16 protein-coding genes are annotated in these 18,908 nt (G+C 72.0%); 2 read left to right on the top strand and 14 right to left on the bottom strand.

Annotated features, from left to right (window positions below):
* Window positions 1-17: 17 nt before the first annotated feature.
* The 7 genes from ABD250_RS02565 to ABD250_RS02535 form a co-directional block, all read right to left on the bottom strand.
* Window positions 18-653, bottom strand: coding sequence for a pyridoxamine 5'-phosphate oxidase family protein (locus ABD250_RS02565; RefSeq protein ID WP_344390429.1), 636 nt, complete (start codon window positions 651-653; stop codon window positions 18-20).
* Window positions 650-1,504, bottom strand: coding sequence for a creatininase family protein (locus ABD250_RS02560; RefSeq protein ID WP_241730863.1), 855 nt, complete (start codon window positions 1,502-1,504; stop codon window positions 650-652). The genes ABD250_RS02565 and ABD250_RS02560 overlap by 4 nt, the downstream gene beginning before the upstream one ends.
* Complete coding sequence (locus ABD250_RS02555; RefSeq protein ID WP_182610658.1) at window positions 1,501-2,829, bottom strand: FAD-binding oxidoreductase; 1,329 nt, start codon at window positions 2,827-2,829, stop codon at window positions 1,501-1,503. Before ABD250_RS02555 ends, ABD250_RS02560 begins: the two co-directional genes overlap by 4 nt.
* Window positions 2,830-2,866: 37 nt before the next feature.
* A complete protein-coding gene (locus ABD250_RS02550) occupies window positions 2,867-4,048 on the bottom strand; it encodes an ABC transporter substrate-binding protein (RefSeq protein ID WP_182610657.1) in 1,182 nt (393 codons plus the stop codon).
* Between the two features lie 134 nt (window positions 4,049-4,182).
* Entirely contained in the window at window positions 4,183-5,124 is a 942-nt protein-coding gene (locus ABD250_RS02545) for an ABC transporter permease (protein ID WP_344390422.1), read from the bottom strand.
* Entirely contained in the window at window positions 5,124-5,888 is a 765-nt protein-coding gene (locus ABD250_RS02540; protein ID WP_182659603.1) for an ABC transporter ATP-binding protein, read from the bottom strand. The genes ABD250_RS02545 and ABD250_RS02540 overlap by 1 nt, the downstream gene beginning before the upstream one ends.
* The gene (locus ABD250_RS02535; protein ID WP_344390418.1) at window positions 5,885-7,291 is read right to left on the bottom strand and encodes an amidohydrolase family protein; all 1,407 of its coding nucleotides are present in this window, start codon (window positions 7,289-7,291) and stop codon (window positions 5,885-5,887) included. The genes ABD250_RS02540 and ABD250_RS02535 overlap by 4 nt, the downstream gene beginning before the upstream one ends.
* 181 nt (window positions 7,292-7,472) lie before the next feature.
* On the opposite strand from ABD250_RS02535, the gene ABD250_RS02530 reads away from it, so the two are divergent.
* Together ABD250_RS02530 and ABD250_RS02525 are read left to right on the top strand one after the other, a co-directional pair.
* The gene (locus ABD250_RS02530) at window positions 7,473-8,108 is read left to right on the top strand and encodes a helix-turn-helix domain-containing protein (RefSeq protein ID WP_344390414.1); all 636 of its coding nucleotides are present in this window, start codon (window positions 7,473-7,475) and stop codon (window positions 8,106-8,108) included.
* A gap of 345 nt (window positions 8,109-8,453) precedes the next feature.
* Complete coding sequence (locus ABD250_RS02525) at window positions 8,454-10,046, top strand: HNH endonuclease signature motif containing protein (protein ID WP_194306782.1); 1,593 nt, start codon at window positions 8,454-8,456, stop codon at window positions 10,044-10,046.
* Between the two features lie 23 nt (window positions 10,047-10,069).
* On the opposite strand, the gene ABD250_RS02520 is transcribed toward ABD250_RS02525, so the two are convergent.
* The 7 genes from ABD250_RS02520 to ABD250_RS02490 all read right to left on the bottom strand — a co-directional run bounded on the left by ABD250_RS02520 (window position 10,070) and on the right by ABD250_RS02490 (window position 18,903).
* A complete protein-coding gene (locus tag ABD250_RS02520; protein ID WP_344390410.1) occupies window positions 10,070-11,635 on the bottom strand; it encodes an NAD(P)-binding domain-containing protein in 1,566 nt (521 codons plus the stop codon).
* A gap of 198 nt (window positions 11,636-11,833) precedes the next feature.
* Entirely contained in the window at window positions 11,834-12,904 is a 1,071-nt protein-coding gene (gene alc, locus ABD250_RS02515) for an allantoicase (RefSeq protein WP_182659428.1), read from the bottom strand.
* A complete protein-coding gene (gene allB / locus ABD250_RS02510; RefSeq protein WP_344390407.1) occupies window positions 12,901-14,376 on the bottom strand; it encodes an allantoinase AllB in 1,476 nt (491 codons plus the stop codon). Before allB ends, alc begins: the two co-directional genes overlap by 4 nt.
* Entirely contained in the window at window positions 14,373-15,920 is a 1,548-nt protein-coding gene (locus ABD250_RS02505) for a DUF6986 family protein (RefSeq protein ID WP_344390405.1), read from the bottom strand. Before ABD250_RS02505 ends, allB begins: the two co-directional genes overlap by 4 nt.
* Window positions 15,917-17,002 (bottom strand): isopenicillin N synthase family dioxygenase, encoded by a 1,086-nt coding sequence (locus ABD250_RS02500; RefSeq protein ID WP_344390403.1) that lies wholly within the window; start codon window positions 17,000-17,002, stop codon window positions 15,917-15,919. Before ABD250_RS02500 ends, ABD250_RS02505 begins: the two co-directional genes overlap by 4 nt.
* Window positions 17,003-17,113: 111 nt before the next feature.
* The gene (locus ABD250_RS02495; protein ID WP_344390401.1) at window positions 17,114-17,770 is read right to left on the bottom strand and encodes a nucleotidyltransferase family protein; all 657 of its coding nucleotides are present in this window, start codon (window positions 17,768-17,770) and stop codon (window positions 17,114-17,116) included.
* Window positions 17,767-18,903: an XdhC family protein gene (locus ABD250_RS02490; RefSeq protein WP_344390398.1), complete on the bottom strand. Its 1,137-nt coding sequence runs from the start codon at window positions 18,901-18,903 to the stop codon at window positions 17,767-17,769. Before ABD250_RS02490 ends, ABD250_RS02495 begins: the two co-directional genes overlap by 4 nt.
* Window positions 18,904-18,908 lie beyond the last annotated feature (5 nt).

Raw genomic sequence — 18,908 nt, 5'->3', positions numbered from 1 at the left:
GCGGTCGGCGCGGCGTGTCAGCCCGGGAGGTCCTCGGCCAGCCAGCCGCCGGGACGCAGGTGGAACCGTCGGCGGTGTGAGGGCGCGTCGGGCTCGCCCCGCCAGAACGTCACCGCCTCGGGCCGCAGGCGGTACCCGGTCCAGGTGTCGGGCGGGTCCTGCGGGGTGGGCCCGTGCCGGGAGACGGTCTCCGCCCACACCTCCCGTCGTCCGGCCGGGGGCAGGGCCGCTGTGGCGGGACTGTTGGTCCAGGCCAGCAGCTTGAGATACGGGGTCCGGTCGCGATAGGTGAGCAGTTGCTCCTCGCGGTCCGTGGGTGCTGCGGGGCCGGTCATGGTGAGCTGGCGGGTCCGGTCGGCGCTGAGCACCACGAGGGTGGCGCGGGGGTTCGCCGCGAGGTCCGCCACCTTCTGGGATCGCGAGTCCGTGTGGAAGGTCGGGCCCTCGGGGGTGGCACCGGAGATCAGAAGGTGCCGACACCGGGGCGTCCCGTCCGGGTCGACGGTGGCCAGCACGCCCAGTGGCGGGTCGTGGGGGTCGACGGCGAGCCAGGCCACCATCGCGGCCAGCGGATCGTCACCCGGCTCCGGCACGGTGACCCCCGCTGTGGCCGCCTCGCCCGCCCAGGCCCCGGGCAGTTCGGCGGCCGTCATCGCGGACCTCCCCCTGCGGCGACGGCGGAGAGGTCGGCGGAGAGGTCGGCGGAGAGGTCGGCGCCCCGGACTCCGCGCGCCGGGTCGAAGACCGCGATCTCCGCGAGCGCGCCGACGACGGTGGCCACGTGATCGGCCACCAGTCGTGCACCGGTGTCGGGGTCGGCGCCGGTGGGGTCGCCGATCACCCCGGTGTCGGACAGGTCATCGGCCAGCCAGCCGAACTTCACGGGGCCGGTGAACCCGATGTGCTGACACCCGGCCACTCCGGTGGGGATCCTGGCCTCGGCCACGGACATGTCGACGAGGTCCGTGCGCAGGTGGAGCATCATCGACGTCTCGGCCCACCCGGCGTGGATCCCCATGCCGAGTTCGGTGGGGCCGGGGTTGGCCCGACCGGCGTACAGGAAGGTCCGCAGGCCGCTGCGCCGGCGCAGTTCCCGCAGCGCCACCTCCAGCAGGGCGGAGTTGCCGCCGTGGCAGTTGACAAAGAGCACGCGGCCGAACCCGCTGGCGCTCAGTGCGGATCCGAGCTCACGGACCTGGGACAGCAGGGTGTCCGCGGTGATCCACATCGCCCCGGGGAACGAGGAGTGCTCGTCGCTCTTGGTGTATCCGAGGGCGGGCATGAGCCAGGCGTCGACCTCGCCCCCCGCCCCTTCCCCGGCTGCGGCGGCGGCCACCGCCCGGGCCGCCACCTCCTCGGCCACGATCAGGTCGGTGGCCAGGGGAAGGTGGGGGCCGTGGGGTTCGATCGCACCGGCGGGGATGACGGCGACGGGATCGCCCCGGCCCACCCGCGCGGCCTCGACGGTGCTCAGGTCCGCATAGCGCCGGGCGGGCCCGATCATTCCTCCCACCGCCCGGGATTGAGCAGGCCGTGGGGGTCGGTCCGGGCCGCCAACGCCCGCACCTCCTCGGTTCCGTGGTCCACCCGGTACTGGTGCGGGGAGTGCACCCTCACGCCCAGCTCCTCCAGGACGGGCACTCCCGCGTAGGCGGCCTCCGGGTCGGTGTAGTGACCGTTGAGCATGCCGAACATTCGGCCGTGGCCGGCCTCGAGGTGCAGGGTTCCGCCCGGATAGACGGCCTCGACCTCGTCCAACCGCTCCACCAGCGCGTCACCCTGGCATTCCATGTGGAACCACGTGTCCGGCTCCGCTTTCTGCAACCAGTGGGTGGGGTGATTGTAGGACAGGGTCGAGACCTTGATGGACTCGTTGACCCCCTTGCGCACCGCTTCCACCACTCCCCCGGCACCGGTGACCAGGGCGCTCACCTCGTCCACGACGGAGGCCTCGACGATCGCGCGCAGACTCGCGCGGCCGGGCGGGATGGCCTCGTCGGGCGGTAGGCACCCGGCCACGTGGGCGCCATCGGCCGAGCAGAGCCGCGGCGCAGGGTCGAGACGGTGGATGCGCGGGACCACGGAGAAGGCGTCGTGGTGATCGTCGAAGCTGGCGTAGAGGCAGCGCCAGTCCTGCAGGGGTTCGATCCTCACGGTGGCGCGGACGATGATCCCCGCGACCCCGTAGGTGTGCACGAACGGCTGGGCGTCCTCCCCGGTCAGGTGCACGATCTCGGCGTCGGGGTGGGCGTAGACCACGTCGAGCGCCTCGACGAACCCCTCGTGGTTGCGGCCGTGCACGATCGTTCCGGTCCCTGCGGACCCCCCGGCCAGGAAGCCCCCCAGCGTGGACTGCACGGTCGAGGGATACATCCACAGCTGGGAGTCGTCGCGTGCGAGCCGCTTCTCCAGGCTCATCATGCGGACGCCTGCCTCGGCGGTGACCGTCCCGGCCTCCGGGTCCACGTCGTCGATGCCCCTCAGGGCGGTCAGGTCCAGCACGAGACCACCGTGCAGCGGCACCACCTGCCCGTAGTTGCCGGTGCCCTTTCCGCGTGAGGTGATGGGGACCCCGCGGCGGACCGCCGCGCGGACGATCGGCGGGACCTGCTCGACACTCGTGGGCCGAACCACCACCTCGGGGCGGCCGATCGGCCACTGCGCACGCAGGATCGGGCTGAGATACGAGCCGTCCTGTGAGGCCTTGTCGAGGCTGCGGTCGTCGGTGAGGACGAGCTCCGGGCCGAGCAGGTCACTCAGATCCTCGACGAGTCCGGCCACGTCCGGGGCCGTGGGAGCCGTCGGCGACGCCGTCTGGGTCTCGCTCACTGGGGTGCCTTCCTGAATCGGGTGGTCACTGGGGGGATCAGTTCATCCCGATGGCCGGATCGATGAACCGGTTGGTCGCGATGGTCTCCGGTGCAACGTCCTCGGCGATCGCGACGTCGGCGGCCTCGTAGATGCCCGTGACCATCCCGACGATGTCGGCCAGTCGTTCCTCGTCGAAGTTGCCGACCGTCGAGTCGGGACCGTTGCCGACGATCTCCCGGTCGAGCATGGCCTCGACGGCGAAGTCGGCCAGCTCGGAGCTGTAGACCCAGCCGGTGTTGAACTGCTCGACGGCGTCGACGATCACCGCGTTGGTGCGATCCGGGTCCGCGAAGTACTCGACCTCGGCCTGCTGCAGGACCGGAACGAGCATCTCCAGGCACGCGGAGTTGTCCTCGAGCTCGGCCGAGCGCACCGCCATCATGGACTTGTAGATCGGGTACCCGGTGTCGTGGAGCAGCTCGTAGGCCACGGGCTTACCCCACTCGGCGACCTCGTTCTCGTAGATGAACGGCTCGGCGCTGGCGTAACCCTGTTGCGCGACCGACCCGCCGGCCGCCACGAAGTTGGACGGCGACCCGTCGTAGCTGCCGTCGACCTGCTCGGGGTCCAGGATGCCCTCACCGGTGAGGTAGTCCATGTACGCGTTGCCCTCGAAGTACAGGACTCGGGTCCCCTCGTCCTTGAGGTCGGCGATCCGCGCCACGTCGGGGTAGGTCTCCGGGTCCCACATGATCATCTGCGGGTTGATGTCCAGCGGCGCGAACACCCCGATCGTCGGATTGTTGAGCGAGTTCTGCACGGCCTGGTCGGAGTCCACGTAGCCGAGCATGATGTCGGTGTCCTGGTACATCTGCGCGGTGACCTGCTGGAAACCGATTGCCGGGCCACCGGTGCGGATCTCCACGTCCACCCCGGTGTACTCCCCCGAGGCGAACAGCGGGCCCGAGACGGCCTTGGCGCCCGCGTCGATAGTGGGTTCCGGGCCCAGCAGCTCGTAGAGGTGTCCGTGCTCGGCCTCCGGGTTCCAGTCGGTCTGGACGACCACGGTGGCGGGGCAGCTCTCGCTGAGGTCGACGGCCCCGATCTCACCGCTGTATCCGGACGCCGCCTCGGCGGACTCGGAATCGGAACCACCACAGGCGGTCAGTGTGGCGGCTCCGAGGGTGCACAGGGCGGCCACGGAGAGCACGGTCCTGGTGGTGTGGGTGCGGCGCATCTGGGTCTCCTCCCGGGGGCCGGATCAGGCCTCCCGTATTGACGTGATCAATATCTATAGTGAAGCGGTGCTACGTTTCGGTTGTGTTGCCGGTCGGGCAGATGTGGGTTACGGCCGGGGCGAGACTCTCGCCATCACCGCTGGTCGTCGGCGTTGTACCACCGCCCCACCACCTTGCGGGAGAGTAACCCGAAGGCCAGGAACACGGCCACACCGAGCAGCGAGGCGAGCAGGATGGAGGCGAACAGTTCCGGCGACTGCAGCCGCGCCCGATAGGTGTCGATGAGGATGCCGATCCCCGGGTCCCCCTGCTTGAAGAAGAAGTCGCCGACGATCGCCCCGACCACGGAGAGCCCTGCGGCCACCCGCAGGCCCTCGAACAGCGCGGGCAGCGCCGCCGGTGCCTCGAGTTTGCGAAGCACGGTCAGTCGGCCGGCGTGGTGAAGCCGGAAGAGCCTCCGCAGACCCGGGTCCACGGACTTGAGGCCGAACAGGGTGTTCGACACGATCGGGAACAATGCGATCAGCACGCAGACGAACACCCGCGCGGTGAACCCGAAACCGAACCAGAAGCCGATCAGCGGCACCAGCGCGAGGATCGGGATGCACTGCAGCACCACGGCGTACGGGAACAGCGAGCGCTCCGCCCACGTCTCCTGACTCATCAGGATCGCCCACACCACCCCGATCACGAACGCGATCGCCAGGCCGGTCAGGGCGACGACCGTCGTGCGACCCAACGCCTCGAGCATGGCCGGAAAATTGGGCCCGAGGAACCCGTCGGTGATCACGACGTGCGGCGGGGGCAGCAGGAAACGGCGGGCGGGTTCGAGCACGACGTAGCTGACGAAGTACCAGAGGGCCAGGCAGGCGGCCAGGACGACCAGCGGGCCGCCGATCCGCACGAGCGCCCCGTCCGCGGAGATCCGGCGCCGCCGCCCGGTCTCCGCCGAGGTGGGCGCGGTTACCGTGGTCGCCCCGCCCGGGGCCGGGGTGTCGGACCCGGGGTCCGCGTCGGGCTCGGCCGAGGTGCTGCCGGCCGAGGTGCTGCCGGCAGCGGTGGTGGTGGTGTTCATCAGTGTGCCTCCTCCAGAGCCTGGGAAACCTCGCCGACGAGGTTGATGTAGTCGGCCGAGTACCGGACCTCGGGGTCGCGGGGGACGTCGAAGGGGACGTCGATGGTGTGGACGATGCGGCCGGGACGCCCGGACATGACGACGACCCGGGTGGACAGGTACACGGCCTCGGCGACCGAGTGGGTGATGAACAGTCCGGCGAACCGTTTGGCCGCGAACAGCTCCAGGAGCTCGTCACCGAGTCGCTGCCGCGTGATCTCGTCGAGGGCCCCGAACGGCTCGTCGAACAGGAACAGCTCGGGCTCCAGCGTCAGCGACCGGGCCAGCGACACCCGCATCTTCATCCCGCCGGACAGTTCTCGCGGCAGGGAGTGCTCGAAGCCGGTCAGCCCCACGAGGTCGATTGCCTCCTGCGCCCGCTGCCGCCGCTCGGCCTTGCCGATCCCGTCGAGCTCGGCGAGCATCTCGACGTTCTGGGCGACGGTGCGCCACGGCAGCAGCGTGGCGTCCTGGAAGACGTACCCCACCCGGTCGGTGCCGGTCTGCAAGTAGCCGTCGGTATGGGTCGCCAGGCCGGAGGCCAGCCCGAGCAGTGTGGACTTGCCGCACCCGGAGGGTCCCACCACGCTGACGAACTCTCCGGCCCCCACGCGGAGATCCACGCCCTCGAGCGCGCGGGTGCCGTTGGGGTAGGTGACCCCGACGTCGGAGAAACCGAGTATCTCGGTACCCGGCCGGAGGACGGGGCGGGCTGGGGTCGTCATGGTGCCTCCTGGAGATCGGGCGGGTGGGTCGAGGCCTGTGTGAGGGTCGAGGTCTGTGTGAGGAAGGGGTCGACGAGGACGGACGCCCTCGCGGACACCATGCGGCCCGCGCGAAGCACGATCCGGTCCACGGGCGCGTCGGCGATCACGTCGTCGAGCCCGCTCGCGCGCACGAGCAGCAGATCTGCGCGGCGGCCGGGAGCGGGACCGGCGGGCGGCAATCCCATGACGTCGCGGGCGCCGTCGGTGACCAGGTGCCATGCGGTGTCCATGTCGAGGTGGGCAGCGATGACCAGCAGCATCGCCGTCTCGATCGCGTCGGAGCGGCCGACCGGGTTGAACGGGTCGCGCACGTTGTCCGCACCCGCGCCCACGGTGACGCCGCCGTCCAGCAGTGCCCGCACGGGGGGCAGCCCGCGCGGCGTGGACGTGCATTCCGCCCGCCCCTGGAGGTAGAGGTTGGTGACGGGCAGTGTCACCACTCCCACACCCGCGCCGCTCAGCGCGGTGGCAGCGGCCGACTGACCGGACGCGTCCATCGTGCCGATCCGGCAGCAGTGACCGGCCGTCCGGATTCGGCCCGGTTCCCACGAGGCCACCCGGTCGGTGAAGGCCGTGAGCATGCCGTGGTCGCCGTCGAGGAACTCGTCGACGTGCAGGTCCACGCCCACCCCGAGCTCTTCGGCCAGGTCGATCAACCTGTGTGTCTCCGCGGCGGTGTCGGGGGCGATGTGCGGGGCGCCACCGATGAGGTCGGCCCCGGCCGCGATCGCGTCGCGGGCCCGCTCGGCGGGGTCCTCATCGCGGACCATCACCGCGATCTGCAGGTCCAGCACGTCCGCGAGCTCGTCGCGCACCCGGACCATGGCCCGGACTCCGCGGAGCGGGTCACCCTCTCTGTGCAGATCCACATGGGTGCGCACCGCCGTGGTGCCGCTGGCCACCAGTCTCCGCGCCGCCGCCAGCGCCCGTCCGTGGATCTCGTCCTCGTCCACGGTGACCGCAAAGGCCCGCCACGCGTCGATCGCGGCGCCCAGATCGCAGCCCGGTGGGCGCGTCGCACCCCAGCTCAGGGCCTTGTCCAGGTGGGCGTGCGGTTCGGCGGGCGCCGTGAGGGCCATGTAGCCGCGACCGTCGATCACCGCCGGCCCCACAGGCCCCGACCCCCCGGTGGTGTCGACTCCCGCGTCGGTGACCGCCACGACCACTCCGCCCGCGATGTCCACGTCGACCACCCGGCCGTCGAGCAGCCCCACCCCGGCGATGCGGTCGACCTGCCTCCCGGCGGTGCCGTCCGGCTCCGGGGCGGTGATGCCGGACCTGGCGGTTGCGCCGTCCAGCCTCGGGGCGGCAGCGCCTGGCTCCGGGGACCCTTCTCCACGCTGGCGGGTGAGTGTGTCCACTGACTGGGTTCTCCTGCTCTGCCGGACCGTCCCCGGCCGGGTCGGTGTGGTGCCTTGCGCTTTCGACCAGGACGCGGGATATTGACCTCGTCAATACAGATCAGTGTCACGGGTCGGTGTTTCGCCCGGATTACCCCGCCGGATCTGATCTGTAACCGCTCACTGCCGATGGGAGACACCGGTGTCGGGGTTACGTGGCGACGGACTCGCGCGCCTGGGTGCACGCATCCGGCACCACCGTCAGCAACTCGGCCTTACCCTCGTGGCGGTGGCCGGCCAGGCCGGCATCTCGCAACCGTTCCTCAGCCAGATCGAGCGTGGCAAGGCGGCCCCGAGCATGTCGACGCTCGAGGGGCTCGCCCACGCATTGGGCACCACACAGGCGCACCTACTCGAAGCGGTCGACGCCGTCGCCCCGACGCCCGGAGGCCCCGACGCGCCGGCGGGCGACCCGTCGACGGCAGGCGACTCGCCACCGGCGACGGGCGGACGCGTGGACATTCGTCGCGCCTCCGAGGGCGCCGTCCTCACCCGCGCGGAGGGCACCGTCGGAGGGCACACCCGACTACTTCCGGGCGGGCCCAACGACACGCAGTTCCTCGAGTTCGTGGAAACCAATCACGTGCCGGGCCGATTCTTCGAACACCCGGGCCGCGAATGGGTGTACGTCACCAGGGGCACGGTCCTGCTCGAGGTGGGCGAGTCTCTCAGCCGACTGCAGGCGGGGGATGTCGCGAGGTACGACGGCACCCTCCCCCACCGCTGGTACGTGCCCGAGGGCGGGCAGGCCTGCCTGATCGTGGCACGACCGGGCTGAGTCACCGCCCCACACGGTTCCGACCTGCGTTGCCCTGCAGGGGCCGAGCAGGGCACCCCAGGTCGGGACCACCGGATCCGCACCCGCACCCGCACCCGCACCCGCACCCGCACCCGGACCCGGACCCGGACCCGCACCGAATCATCCCGTGCCATCCCGCGCCGCCCGGAGTCCCTTCTTCTCCACGGACACTCTCCCGCCGGCACTCCGCCGAACCCCGTCGGACCGTCGCCCCACACCCCGCTGACCTGCGATGCCCTGCACGCCGCGTGCAGGGCATCGCAGGTCAGGCCCACGGAATCCACGCCTCCACACCGTGTCAGATCTCGAACATACTATCGAACCATGATCGCGACACCTCCCCCTGCTTCCGACGACGTCGAGCCTCCCGAGGCGCTCATCCCGCCTCCCGGATTCACCACGTGGACGGGGCCCGCACTCCCCGTGCTGGTCCCCGAGGCGTTCGCCCGGTGGGACCCGGGCCAACAACGCGGCTACCTCGCCCAGAGGACGATCTGCGCGGCCGAGGGTCGGACGCTCGCCTACGCCTACGACTGTGTCCGTTCCGCCACCGATCGTTTCGCCACCGAGCACGACCGCCATCGTGATCCGTGGGACGCCGCCGCCACGATGATCGGCGCCTCTATGGCGCTCTCACGCCACGGCGCATCCCGTCTGGTGACCACCGCGGTCGAACTGACCGAACGGCTCCCCCGAACGGCGGCGCTACTGGCGACGGGGTGGATAGGAATCCTCGCCGCGCACACCATCGCCGAGGAGACAGCCCTTGTGGCCGATCACCTCATGCCCGAACTCGATCGGCGGATCAGCGACGGGTTGGCTCCCACCAGGCGCCGGACCCACCCGCCGAGGCTCGGCCCATTGCGCAAGATGCTCATCAAGACCGTCGCGGCCTGCGATCCACTCGGTGCCGATGCCCGCGCCCGGCAGGCGCGACGTGACCAGGACGTGGAGCTGGTGCCCCTCCGGGACGACCGTGCGATCATCTCGGCCACACTCACCGCCGAGGACGCGCTGGAGATCGCGGACCGTATCGAGGCCCTCGCCCGCACCGCCTCGGCCGACGATCCGCGCCCCCTCGGCCAGCTCCGCGCCGCCGGATTGCTCGCGCTCAGCCGCGGCTGGGCCTGCCTGCCCGACCCGCAAGGAGAACACCCCGCCGACCCGGAAGCCCGGTCTGCGGCTCGCCGGGTCATCATCCACGCATACGACGATGGCACCCCGGACAATCGCGGCATCACCCTCGCCGGGTACGGGCCGATCACCCGGCACACCGCCGAGGAACTGCAGCGCGACGCCAGGCGGCGGGTCAACGCACTCTCCGAACTCGCGGATCCGGACACCGCCGCTGCGCGGCGCCACACCCCGTCCGAGGCCCTGGCCCGCTTCTGTCGGGGGCGCGACGGTACGTGCGTTTTCCCCGGCTGCCAGACCTCCGCCGAGAAATCCGACCTCGACCACATCGTCCCCTTCGACCATGACCACCCCGACCAGGGCGGACACACGACGTGCGACGACCTCGGCACCCTCTGCCGCTTCCACCACAGACTCAAGACCGACGGGGTGTGGGCCTACTACCGGGAGACCGACGGTTCATACGTGTGGATACACGGCCCCCACCACCCGAACAGGGACCCCGCAACCCGCATCACGACCTTCCCCACGGGGCCTTTCGCCGGCCACGCCGCACCACGACACCCTGAGGCGAGCCGACTACAGCGGGAGGCAGCCGAAGCGGGTGAGACCGGCTCCGGATCGGCCGAGTCGCGGCGGCGACCCCACCTGCGCCACCGTCGCGATGTCGAGAGACGCAACCTCCGTGCGCAGGCTCGACTCTGGCGACAGGCACCACAGACCGGTCCGGTGTCTCCGCCCACGCCGTCGACTCCCCTGTCGGACGAGGAGCCCCCGTTCTGATGGGCTGCGCGCGACTCTCGACGTCAGAAGCGCGAGCTCGTCGGATACCACCCGTCGGAGGCGTCGTGGGGACCGATGGATCGGACCTCGATGTGCTCGAACGACGCGAAGTCACCGGCGAGCCTGTCCCAGTTCTCGCGGGTGATCGCAGTGGTGATCGCCGAGGCGATCCGCCCGATCCCGCCGTAGATCCCGGAGAGCTGGTTCCCGGTGACGCCCATGGAGGCCCGCGCACCGGTCGAGAAGTGGTGCAGCCGGGTGAGCCACGGGGCGGTGCCCGGATCGCGTTCGGTGAACTCGAACCCCGGACCCAGGTAGGGACTCCGTCCGGCCGGGTGATCGACCGCGGGAGGGTGGCGGTCGGACCACAACGCGATGTCGTCGACGAACTCGGTGAGCTCCGGACGCATCTGCAGGTCCACCTGGTATCCGGTCGCGGACAGCACGACGTCAGCGTGGAACCGCCCCCTGGTGGTGTCGATCGCGATCTCCTGCCCACCGGTGCCGGTGTGGACCATCGAGACTGCGTTCCACCCACAGCCGGTGTGCAAGGCGAAGCCGGAGTGAGTGAAGCACCGCCACACCGCGTGCTGCGTGGGCGGCTGCGGAAGACCTCCGGACATCACGCCGAAGTCCCACTTGCGCTGGTCGTCCAGGTCGTAGAAGCGCTCCTGCATGCCCGGGAACTCCATCCACCGCAGCGGGTTGGAGGCCGGGACCGTCGCCCGTCGCACGAACACATGCGCCCGGACGGCGCCGTGGTCCAGCGCGGTGGCCGCGTTGTCGAACCCGGAGGCGCCGCCGCCCAGCACCGCCACCCGCTGACCCCGCAATGCGGTGAAGTCGATCGGGTCCTCCGTGTGGAACCAGCGTTCGCGGGGCAGAGAGGAGATGAACTCCGGCACGCGCACACCGCCCCCGCCCGCGAGCCCGAGTGCGCAGACGATGCGCCGGGCGGTCAGCGTGGTCTCCCGACCCTCCGGACCACGCAGATCCACGGAAAACGGCCCGTCCGGGGTGGCGGGGCGGTGAATCGCGGTGACCCGGGTCCGATGCTGGACGCTGATCCTCGTGACCTCCCGGTACCAGCGCAGGTAGTCGTTCCAGTCCAGGCGGGGAATGAGCTCGACGGCGGCCCAGGCGGCCTCTCCGTAGACGGCCTCGAACCAGCGCCGGACGTGGAGGGAGGGGACGTCGAACTCGATGCCCCTCATATGTTTGGGGCTGCGCAGGGTGTGCATGCGGGCATAGCGGTCCCAGCAGCCCACCTCGTGTTCCGGACCGTCGTCCACCACCAGGACGCGGTCGATCCGTTGGCGCTGCAGTGCGAACGCCGTGCCCAGGCCGGCCTGCCCGCCGCCGATCACCAGGACGTCGAGTTCCGTGGACCCGGGAGCGCGGGGGATCCAGTCACGGGCATGGCTGGTGGCGGCGATGTCCTCGTGCACACGGGCACGGAGTGTCGCCAGGCGAGCGTCCGCGTCGGGCAGGCGGCGGGAGGTCTGGGCCTCGGCCTCGGCCTCGGCCTCGGCCGCGGGGTCGGGGGCCGCGGGGTCGGAGGTCGCGGCGTCGGAGGTCACGGCGGTCATGGCGGAGGATCTCCTGGGTTCAGCGGGCCCGGGTCGATGTCGCGGGCCCACCCGGGTCCTGTGCCCGGGCGGACACCACGGCGATGCCTGACTGATGACTCGGCCGCCGTGCCGCGGGACGCGGCGGCCGGATCGGCGGGGCCGACCGCACCATCGTGGTGTCCAGACCGAGTCTGGCACCGCGGTTTTTCGGCCGTGTTACGAGCGCATGAGCCCGGTGTGCCGGGCTTGGGCGACCCGCGCCGCGAGCAGATCGAGTGCCTCGGTACTCAGCCTGCCGTGGACCCGCAGGCGGGCGATTCCGCCGTCCGGGAACACGTCGAGCCGGACGAACCGCACCAGATCCGCCGCACCCGGTTCTGCACCCGGCTCCGCTCCCGACCCCGACCCCACCAGGTAGCGGTGCCGACAGTCCGGTTGCAGTGGCGTTCGTGGAACGAGGTCCACCCACCGGTCAGGGTGCTCGAGGTCCTCCGCGCGAGCGATGCCACGAAGCGACGCCGACCCCGGGGCATTACCGACGTAATAGGAGGTGTCGATCTCCACATGGTCGACCGTTCCCTGGCCCGCGAGCGCCACCGTCACGTGGTCGTTGCCCCCGTCGCGCCGCCGGGCGTTCTCCCAGCCCTCACCCATGATGCGGGAGCGGCCGGGGGCGATGATGTTGGCCGGCGAGGAGTAGAACAGGTCCGAGCAGTCGACCACCCGGCCCCCGTTCTCGGCGGCCGCGAGGTCGACGGTTCCACCAAGGAACGCAGGGTCAGGGGTCGGTTCGCCGTGAACCCGCAGCCGCGCGACACCTCCGTCGGGGATCATCCGCAGGCGCACGTGGGTCACGGACACGGGGTCAGACACCGCGAAGAGGTTGCGGGTGTCCCCCTCCGCGGCCGCCGCAGGCACCAACGGCCGCCAGTGGGCACCCGGGAGTTCATCGGTGCCCGGGTAGCCGTCGATCCAGGCACCGTCCACGGCGACCTGCGGAGGGAAGTTGCCGCGGAAGAAGGCGGTGTCCACCACGACCCCGCGCACCACGCCCGGCACGCCCAGGCGGACGATCGCCGCGTCCTGGCCGGGCGAGCGCCGCCGACGGGTCTCCCAGCCGTCATAGACCTTGCCTTTGTGTCCGAACAGGTCCGGGTCGAACACCGGCTCGGAGGGCAGGATCAGGTTCTCCTTCTCGGCGAAGAACTCGTCATCGGCGTACACCACACTGCCGGCCAGCGCGCGGGAGGCGAGGTCGGGTAGGGCGAGGAACTCGGGGTCGGTCATCCGAGGGGCTCCGTTCGTGAGAGCGATGGCGCGCCGGTCCGGGCGGGCGCGGCAGTGGGCAGGTCAGCGGGCGGGGCGAGCGGGTCAGCGGGCGGGGCGGGCGGGGCGGGGGACGCCGGGCGGAAGACTGTGGTGCCGGCGGCGGGGCCGGTGAGGTCGATACGTCGACCGGCGAGGTAGACCTCGCGCACCACGCCGCCGAGTGCCCGCTGAGCGTAGGCGGTGACGGGGTTCTTGTGCTGTAGCCGCTCGGGCAGGACCACGAACGCCTCGTCGGGAGCCAGGACCACCAGGTCGGCGCGGGCGCCGGGGCGGATCGCGCCGCGGTCGGCCAGCCCGGCGAACTCGGCGGGGCCGGCCGACATCCACCGGACGACGTCGGGCAGGCCCAGTCCGCGCAGCCTCGCCTCGGACCAGATGATCGGCAGGCCCAACTGCACTGAGGCGATACCACCCCACGCCTGGCCGAAGTCACCGCTGTCGAACCGCTTGAGCTCGGGGACGCAGGGCGAATGGTCGGAGACCACCAGGTCGATGGTCCCGTCGCGCAGCCCCTCCCACAGCCGTTCGCGGTTGCCTGCCTCGCGGATCGGCGGGCAACACTTGTAGTGGGTGGCGCCCGGTTGGATCTCCTCGGAGAACAGCGACAGGTAGTGCGGGCACGTCTCCACCGTCAGAGGCAGTCCCTCCGCCTTGGCCGCCCGGATCAGCGGCAGGGCGTCGGCGGCCGACAGGTGCAGAATGTGGGCCCGGCACCTGGTGCGGCGGACACCGTCGATCACCTGCGCCACCGCGCGGACCTCCGCGGAGACCGGTCGGGACTCCAGGAATCCCGCGTAGGCGGGCCCGGACGGTGGGGGCTGTGCATCGATGGTCCCGGCGTCCTCGGCGTGGACGATGAGCAGCCCTCCGAACCCGGCGATCTCCTCCATGGCCGCCAGCATCTGCGAGGCATCGAGAGGCGGGAATTCGTCGATCCCGGAGTGGAGCAGAAAACACTTGAACCCGAACACCCCGCGGTCCCAGAGTTCGCGCAGCCGGCCGAGGTTCTCCGGCACGGCTCCACCCCAGAATCCGGCGTCCACGTGCAGTTTCCCGGTAGTGCTGACCAGTTTGGCGTCGAGCGCGGCGGGACTGGTGGTCACCGGGCTGGAATTGAGCGGCATGTCGATCAGGGTGGTCACCCCGCCGCACGCGGCGGCGCGGGTGGCGCTGGCGAATCCCTCCCAGTCGGTGCGGCCGGGCTCGTTGACGTGGACGTGGGTGTCGACCAGTCCGGGCAGCAGCACCACGTCGTCACCCAGGTCCACGACGTCCGTGCCTGCCGGCGTCGGAGAGGTCGGGGCCGCGGGACCGGTCTCGACGGCCAGGATGATCCCGCCGGAGACCGTCACGGAGGCCGGCACGATCTCGGAGCCGACCACTGCCCGGTGCGCGCGGAAGACGATCTCGGGGACACCGCGTGCGCTCATGTCGTGGTCTCCGCCTGGTCGGGGGCGTGCTCGGGGTGGGGCTGCTCGAGGCCCGGGCGCCGCAGCCGGTCGAGAGTGGCCCTGTCCACACCGGCAAGCTCGGCCACCTCCCCGGCAGTGGCGGCCCCGCAGTCCAGCGCGCGGACGCAGAAATCGGCCAGTGCGCGGGCGGTGGCCGGCTCGTCGAGGTATCCCGCCGACACCGGGGCGCCGTCGGGAGTGGTGCCGAGGTAGGCCGACAAGCGGGCACAGGCACTGGGCAGCGAGCGGCGGTAGAAGGCATAGGTGGCCACGTAGCGGGAGACCAGCTGCGCGGGGTGCAGGTCCCAGCCTTGGTATAAGCCCCTGCGCAGGGAACGGTCGACCAAACGCGCGTGCAGCTGCCAGGCGGTGAGGACCGCGTCCGGCTCGCCCACGGGCAGCCGGTTGGTGGAGCCGTCGGAGAGGGCCACCCCGGTCCCGGCGGCGGCGACCTGCATGACGGCCTTGGCGTGGTCGGCGGCCGGGTGGTCCATCGCCTGGTACGCGGCGGCGATCCCGCAGGCGGCCGAGTAGTCGTAGGTGCCGTAGTGCAGCCCGATGCAGCGTCGATCGGACGCGTGCACCAGGCGCGCCACCATTGCCGAGCCGTCGGGCCCGCAGATCGACTGCGGGGTCTCGATCTGGATCTCGAACCCGATGCTCCGCTCGGCCAGTCCGCAGGCCTGCTCGAGCTCACGGCACATCCGGACCATCGCGTCGACCTGGTCCACCGAGGTGACCTTGGGCAGGGTCGGGCGGAAGCCGCTCGGCAGGCTGCGGGGCAGCCCACCCTCCGCCGCGAGCCTGCTGACGAACCGGGAGAAGGTGCGGATCCCCCGTCGGCGGGTCTGCGGGTCGAGGGACCCGAACCGCAGCCCCCAGAACGCGGGGAGCGGTGCCACCAGGGGCGACGACAGCGACGACGACGAGGTCGGCCCCTGCCCCGCAGCTGCCGACTGCTCCGACTGCTCCGACCGCGCCCTCTGCCCAACCAGTAGTTCGGCCAGCACCCGGTCCACGTGGGCGTCCTCGTCGCGGTCGCGGTCGCCGGCGGGCACCCCGCGCTGGGTGAAGCCGTCCTCGAAGTCGATGCGCAGGTCCTCGACGGGTTCCCTCTCGAGTTTGCTCCTCACGAGCGCGTGGAGGGATGCGGCCTCGGAGTGGGTGCGCGCCTCGTCGTCGTCGCCCCCGGTGCCGGGTTCCCCTGCCACCACGTCTCCGAACACTCTCACCAGCGCGGCGGCGTCCGGCAGGTGGGTGTCGAACGCGTCGAGCGCGGCCGCGCCCACCTCGGCCACCACGCCGGCGTGGACGCGCTCGGCGGGCAGGTACAGGGTGTGGACGGGGTGGCGGGTGGCGGATGGGCCGGGGTACCGCTCGGCGAGGTCGGCGTCGGCCGCGGCGAGATCGGCGTCCAGGGCGACGGTCAGGGAGGCCGCCAGTGCATCAGCCAGTGCACCGGACGGGGCGCCGGACAGGGCGCCGGACAGGGCGCCGGGCGACCCCGAGAATCCTGCGCTCACCGGCTTTCCTGCTGCGCTGCCGCCAGGACACGCGCGGCCTCGCGGACCGCCCCGGTGTTGGCCCGACCCTGGCGGGAGCCGGCGAGCTTGGCGGCGATGTGGTCGCGCACGGTGATCGGGTCGTACGCGGACAGGTCCGCGCCGGGCAGGTCCGGCAGGGTGGCCACGATCGCGTCCACGTCGCCGTCGTGGAAGAACGCGGCCGAGCGTCGGCGCACGATCCCGCCGTCGACGATCGGCGGCCTGACCCGGTGGAGCGTGGACATCCAGCGGTCACCGGTCAGTCGCGCGGTGAGATCCCCGAGGTTGACCAGCAGCCCGCCCTCGACCGGGTGGACGTCGTGCCACACCCCGTCGGCGGACAGGACCTGCAGGCCCGCCACGCGGTCGGCCCAGAGCACGGTGACCAGGCCGAAGTCCGTGTGCTCGCCCATGCCGGTGAGCTCGCCGTCGAGGGTGACCGGTCCCGGGGGCAGGGCGTAGTTGTTGAGCCGCAGCACGTCGATCGAGTGCCCGGTCATCCCGGTGAACACCTCGGGCGGCACCCCGAGCGCGTCGGCGAACGCCCGGGTGAGAGTCCGCGCGACCCGCGAGGCCTCGGCGAAGTAGGCGTCGATCCGGGGCCGGAAGTCGGGGAGGTACGGCCACAGGTTGATCCCGTAGTCGGCCTCGTCCAGCGCCAGGTCCGGGAAGGAGCGCGCCTCGACGCCCACGTTGAACGCCTCGAAGAAGTCGTTCATCCTTCCCGCGGACTCGACCCCCAGGCTCAGGCTGAGCGTCTCGCTCTTCGGCGGGCTGTACCCGCGGTTGGCGCCGGCCACGCGGTAGCCGTTCTTGGTCTCGGGCGGCAGGGCGAAGAAATCGTCGATCGCGCCCGCCAGCCCCTCGATCACCGCGTCGTCGATGCCGTGCCCGACGATCTGCATGAACCCGACGGAGGAGCACGCGGCGTCGATCTCGCGCGCGACGCGCTCGCGGGCGGGGTCGTCTCGGGCGGGGTCGTCGCCGGCGGTGTAGGGGCTCAGGTCGATCACCGGGACGCTGAAGCCGGTCGGCGCGCTGCTCGGTGGTTGTGTGGTCATGTCCGCTCCCGGGGCTGGGGTGCCGGCCGAGGTGACGGGGGCCGGGGTACCGGGGCGCGGCCTGTCCGCGAGGGGTGGCCGAGCCGATGACCTTGTTCTATCCGCGCGCGATTACCGGCCGGATACCCCGTGTGTCGCCGGTGTTACGGGTGCGGTGTCGAGATCCCCGGGCACGTCCACATCGAGCGGGGACCCGGTGTCGTCGCACGGCACCTCGACCACCGATGCCGCGTGCGCGCGCAGGTGTCGGCGGGCACCCACGTCACCGACCGCCGACGCGATCACCCCGGGGTGGTGCCGCCCGCCGAGCAGCACCGGGTGGCCCCACCGCCCGCCGTAGGTGGCCACCGCCAGGGCAGTCCCGGCGTTGTCGCCGTCGATGTCGCCGTCGATGTCGCCCGGTCCCGCCTCGCACACCCGCCGCACCGCGCCCGGGCCGAGCCACGGCATGTCCACGGGCACCACCACCACGTCCCGCCCGGCCGCCGCCTCCAGCCCCACCCGCAGCGAGGACCCCATGCCCGTGTCCCACCCCTCGTTGTGCACCACCCGCGCGCAGGCCACCTCGAGAGGGGCGGCCCCGGTGACAACGACGACGAGCCCACACCCGCCGTCACGCAGCAGCCTCACCGCGCGATCGACCAGGCGCACTCCCCGGTACTCGACCAGCGCCTTGGGCCCGCCGAAGCGCCGCCCCGCTCCGGCCGCCAACACGAGCCCCACCGGCGCGGGTCGCGCACCGTCTGCGGCTCCCGACACGTCGGTCACCGGTGGATGGCCATCTCGAGGCCGGTCAGGGGCGCGCCCGTTCCGCCGCGGTGGTGGGCGACCAGCTCCGCGGCGATCGAGACGGCGGTCTCGGCGGCGGTGCGGGCACCCAGGTCCAGTCCGATCGGCGAGCGGAGGCGCCGCAGCTCGGACTCCCCCACGCCCGCCTCGCGGAGCGACGTCAGGCGCTCGGTGTGGGTGCGCCTGCTGCCCATCGCGCCGATGTACCCGGCGTCGGTGCGCAGGGCCTCGGTGAGCAGCGGGATGTCGAACCGGGGATCGTGGGTGAGGACGCAGATCGCGGTGCTCGGGCCCACGCGGGTCCGCCGCAGGAACTCGTGGGGCCAGCACCGCACCACCTCGGCGGCGGCGGGGAACCGCTCCGGCGCGACGAAGACGGGGCGGGCGTCGCAGACGGTCACCCAGTACCCGAGCAGAGCCCCGATCCGCACCAGGGCCTCGGCGAACGCGGTGGCGCCGAACACCAGCAGCCGCGGTGGGGCCAGGGACTGCACGAACACGCGCCCGGCGGGGCTGTCCAGGACCGCGGTCCCCGGCCGGCCCAGCGTGTCGGTGGCGCGGGCGCAGAGCAGCTCGCCGAGTGGCTCACCGGGGTGGTCGCCGAGTGGCTCACCGGGGTGGTCGCCGAGTGGCTCACCGGGGTGCGGCGAGTCCTCGTCGTCGTCGTCGTTCCCCACCAGTGCCGTCCCCACCAATACCGCCCACTCCCCTGCGCGCGGGCCGTCCAGGGCGGTGGCCACCACCACGGGCCGACCCTCGCGCAGGGCGGCGGTGACGCGGTCGACGGGGTGCCCGCCGTGGGGCGGGACGTACTCCACGAGGACCTCGAGGCTCCCGCCGCAGGTCGGGCCGACCGCCAGCAGTTCGTCGCCGTCGGGGCCGAAGACCGCGGTGGTCGGCCGCCCGTCCGCCGTGACCTCCCGGCACAGCGTGTACACCGCCCCGTCCACGCAGCCGCCGGAGACGCCGCCGATCACCTCACCGGTCGCGGACACGGCCATCGCGGTGCCGGAGGCCAGCGGAGCCGAGCCCCCGGTGGCCACGACACGGGCGAGCGCGCAGGGGATCCCCTCGGCGCGCCACCGGCTCACGGTCTCGGCGACGGTCTCCATGAGCA

The organism is Dietzia cercidiphylli, assembly GCF_039531545.1.
In the GTDB taxonomy this organism is placed as follows: domain Bacteria; phylum Actinomycetota; class Actinomycetes; order Mycobacteriales; family Mycobacteriaceae; genus Dietzia; species Dietzia natronolimnaea.
This window is presented reverse-complemented; position numbering and strand designations above follow the sequence as displayed.

Bases quoted from the DNA above. Each gene is read 5' to 3' on its own strand.
- alc (WP_182659428.1), bottom strand. From the start codon at position 12,904: ATGACCGACCCCGAGTTCCTCGCCCTACCCGACCTCGCCTCCCGCGCG.
- ABD250_RS02525 (WP_194306782.1), top strand. From the start codon at position 8,454: ATGATCGCGACACCTCCCCCTGCTTCCGACGACGTCGAGCCTCCCGAG.
- ABD250_RS02560 (WP_241730863.1), bottom strand. From the start codon at position 1,504: ATGATCGGGCCCGCCCGGCGCTATGCGGACCTGAGCACCGTCGAGGCC.
- ABD250_RS02490 (WP_344390398.1), bottom strand. From the start codon at position 18,903: ATGGAGACCGTCGCCGAGACCGTGAGCCGGTGGCGCGCCGAGGGGATC.
- ABD250_RS02540 (WP_182659603.1), bottom strand. From the start codon at position 5,888: ATGACGACCCCAGCCCGCCCCGTCCTCCGGCCGGGTACCGAGATACTC.
- ABD250_RS02500 (WP_344390403.1), bottom strand. From the start codon at position 17,002: ATGACCACACAACCACCGAGCAGCGCGCCGACCGGCTTCAGCGTCCCG.
- ABD250_RS02565 (WP_344390429.1), bottom strand. From the start codon at position 653: ATGACGGCCGCCGAACTGCCCGGGGCCTGGGCGGGCGAGGCGGCCACA.
- ABD250_RS02545 (WP_344390422.1), bottom strand. From the start codon at position 5,124: ATGAACACCACCACCACCGCTGCCGGCAGCACCTCGGCCGGCAGCACC.
- ABD250_RS02550 (WP_182610657.1), bottom strand. From the start codon at position 4,048: ATGCGCCGCACCCACACCACCAGGACCGTGCTCTCCGTGGCCGCCCTG.
- allB (WP_344390407.1), bottom strand. From the start codon at position 14,376: ATGAGCGCACGCGGTGTCCCCGAGATCGTCTTCCGCGCGCACCGGGCA.
- ABD250_RS02520 (WP_344390410.1), bottom strand. From the start codon at position 11,635: ATGACCGCCGTGACCTCCGACGCCGCGACCTCCGACCCCGCGGCCCCC.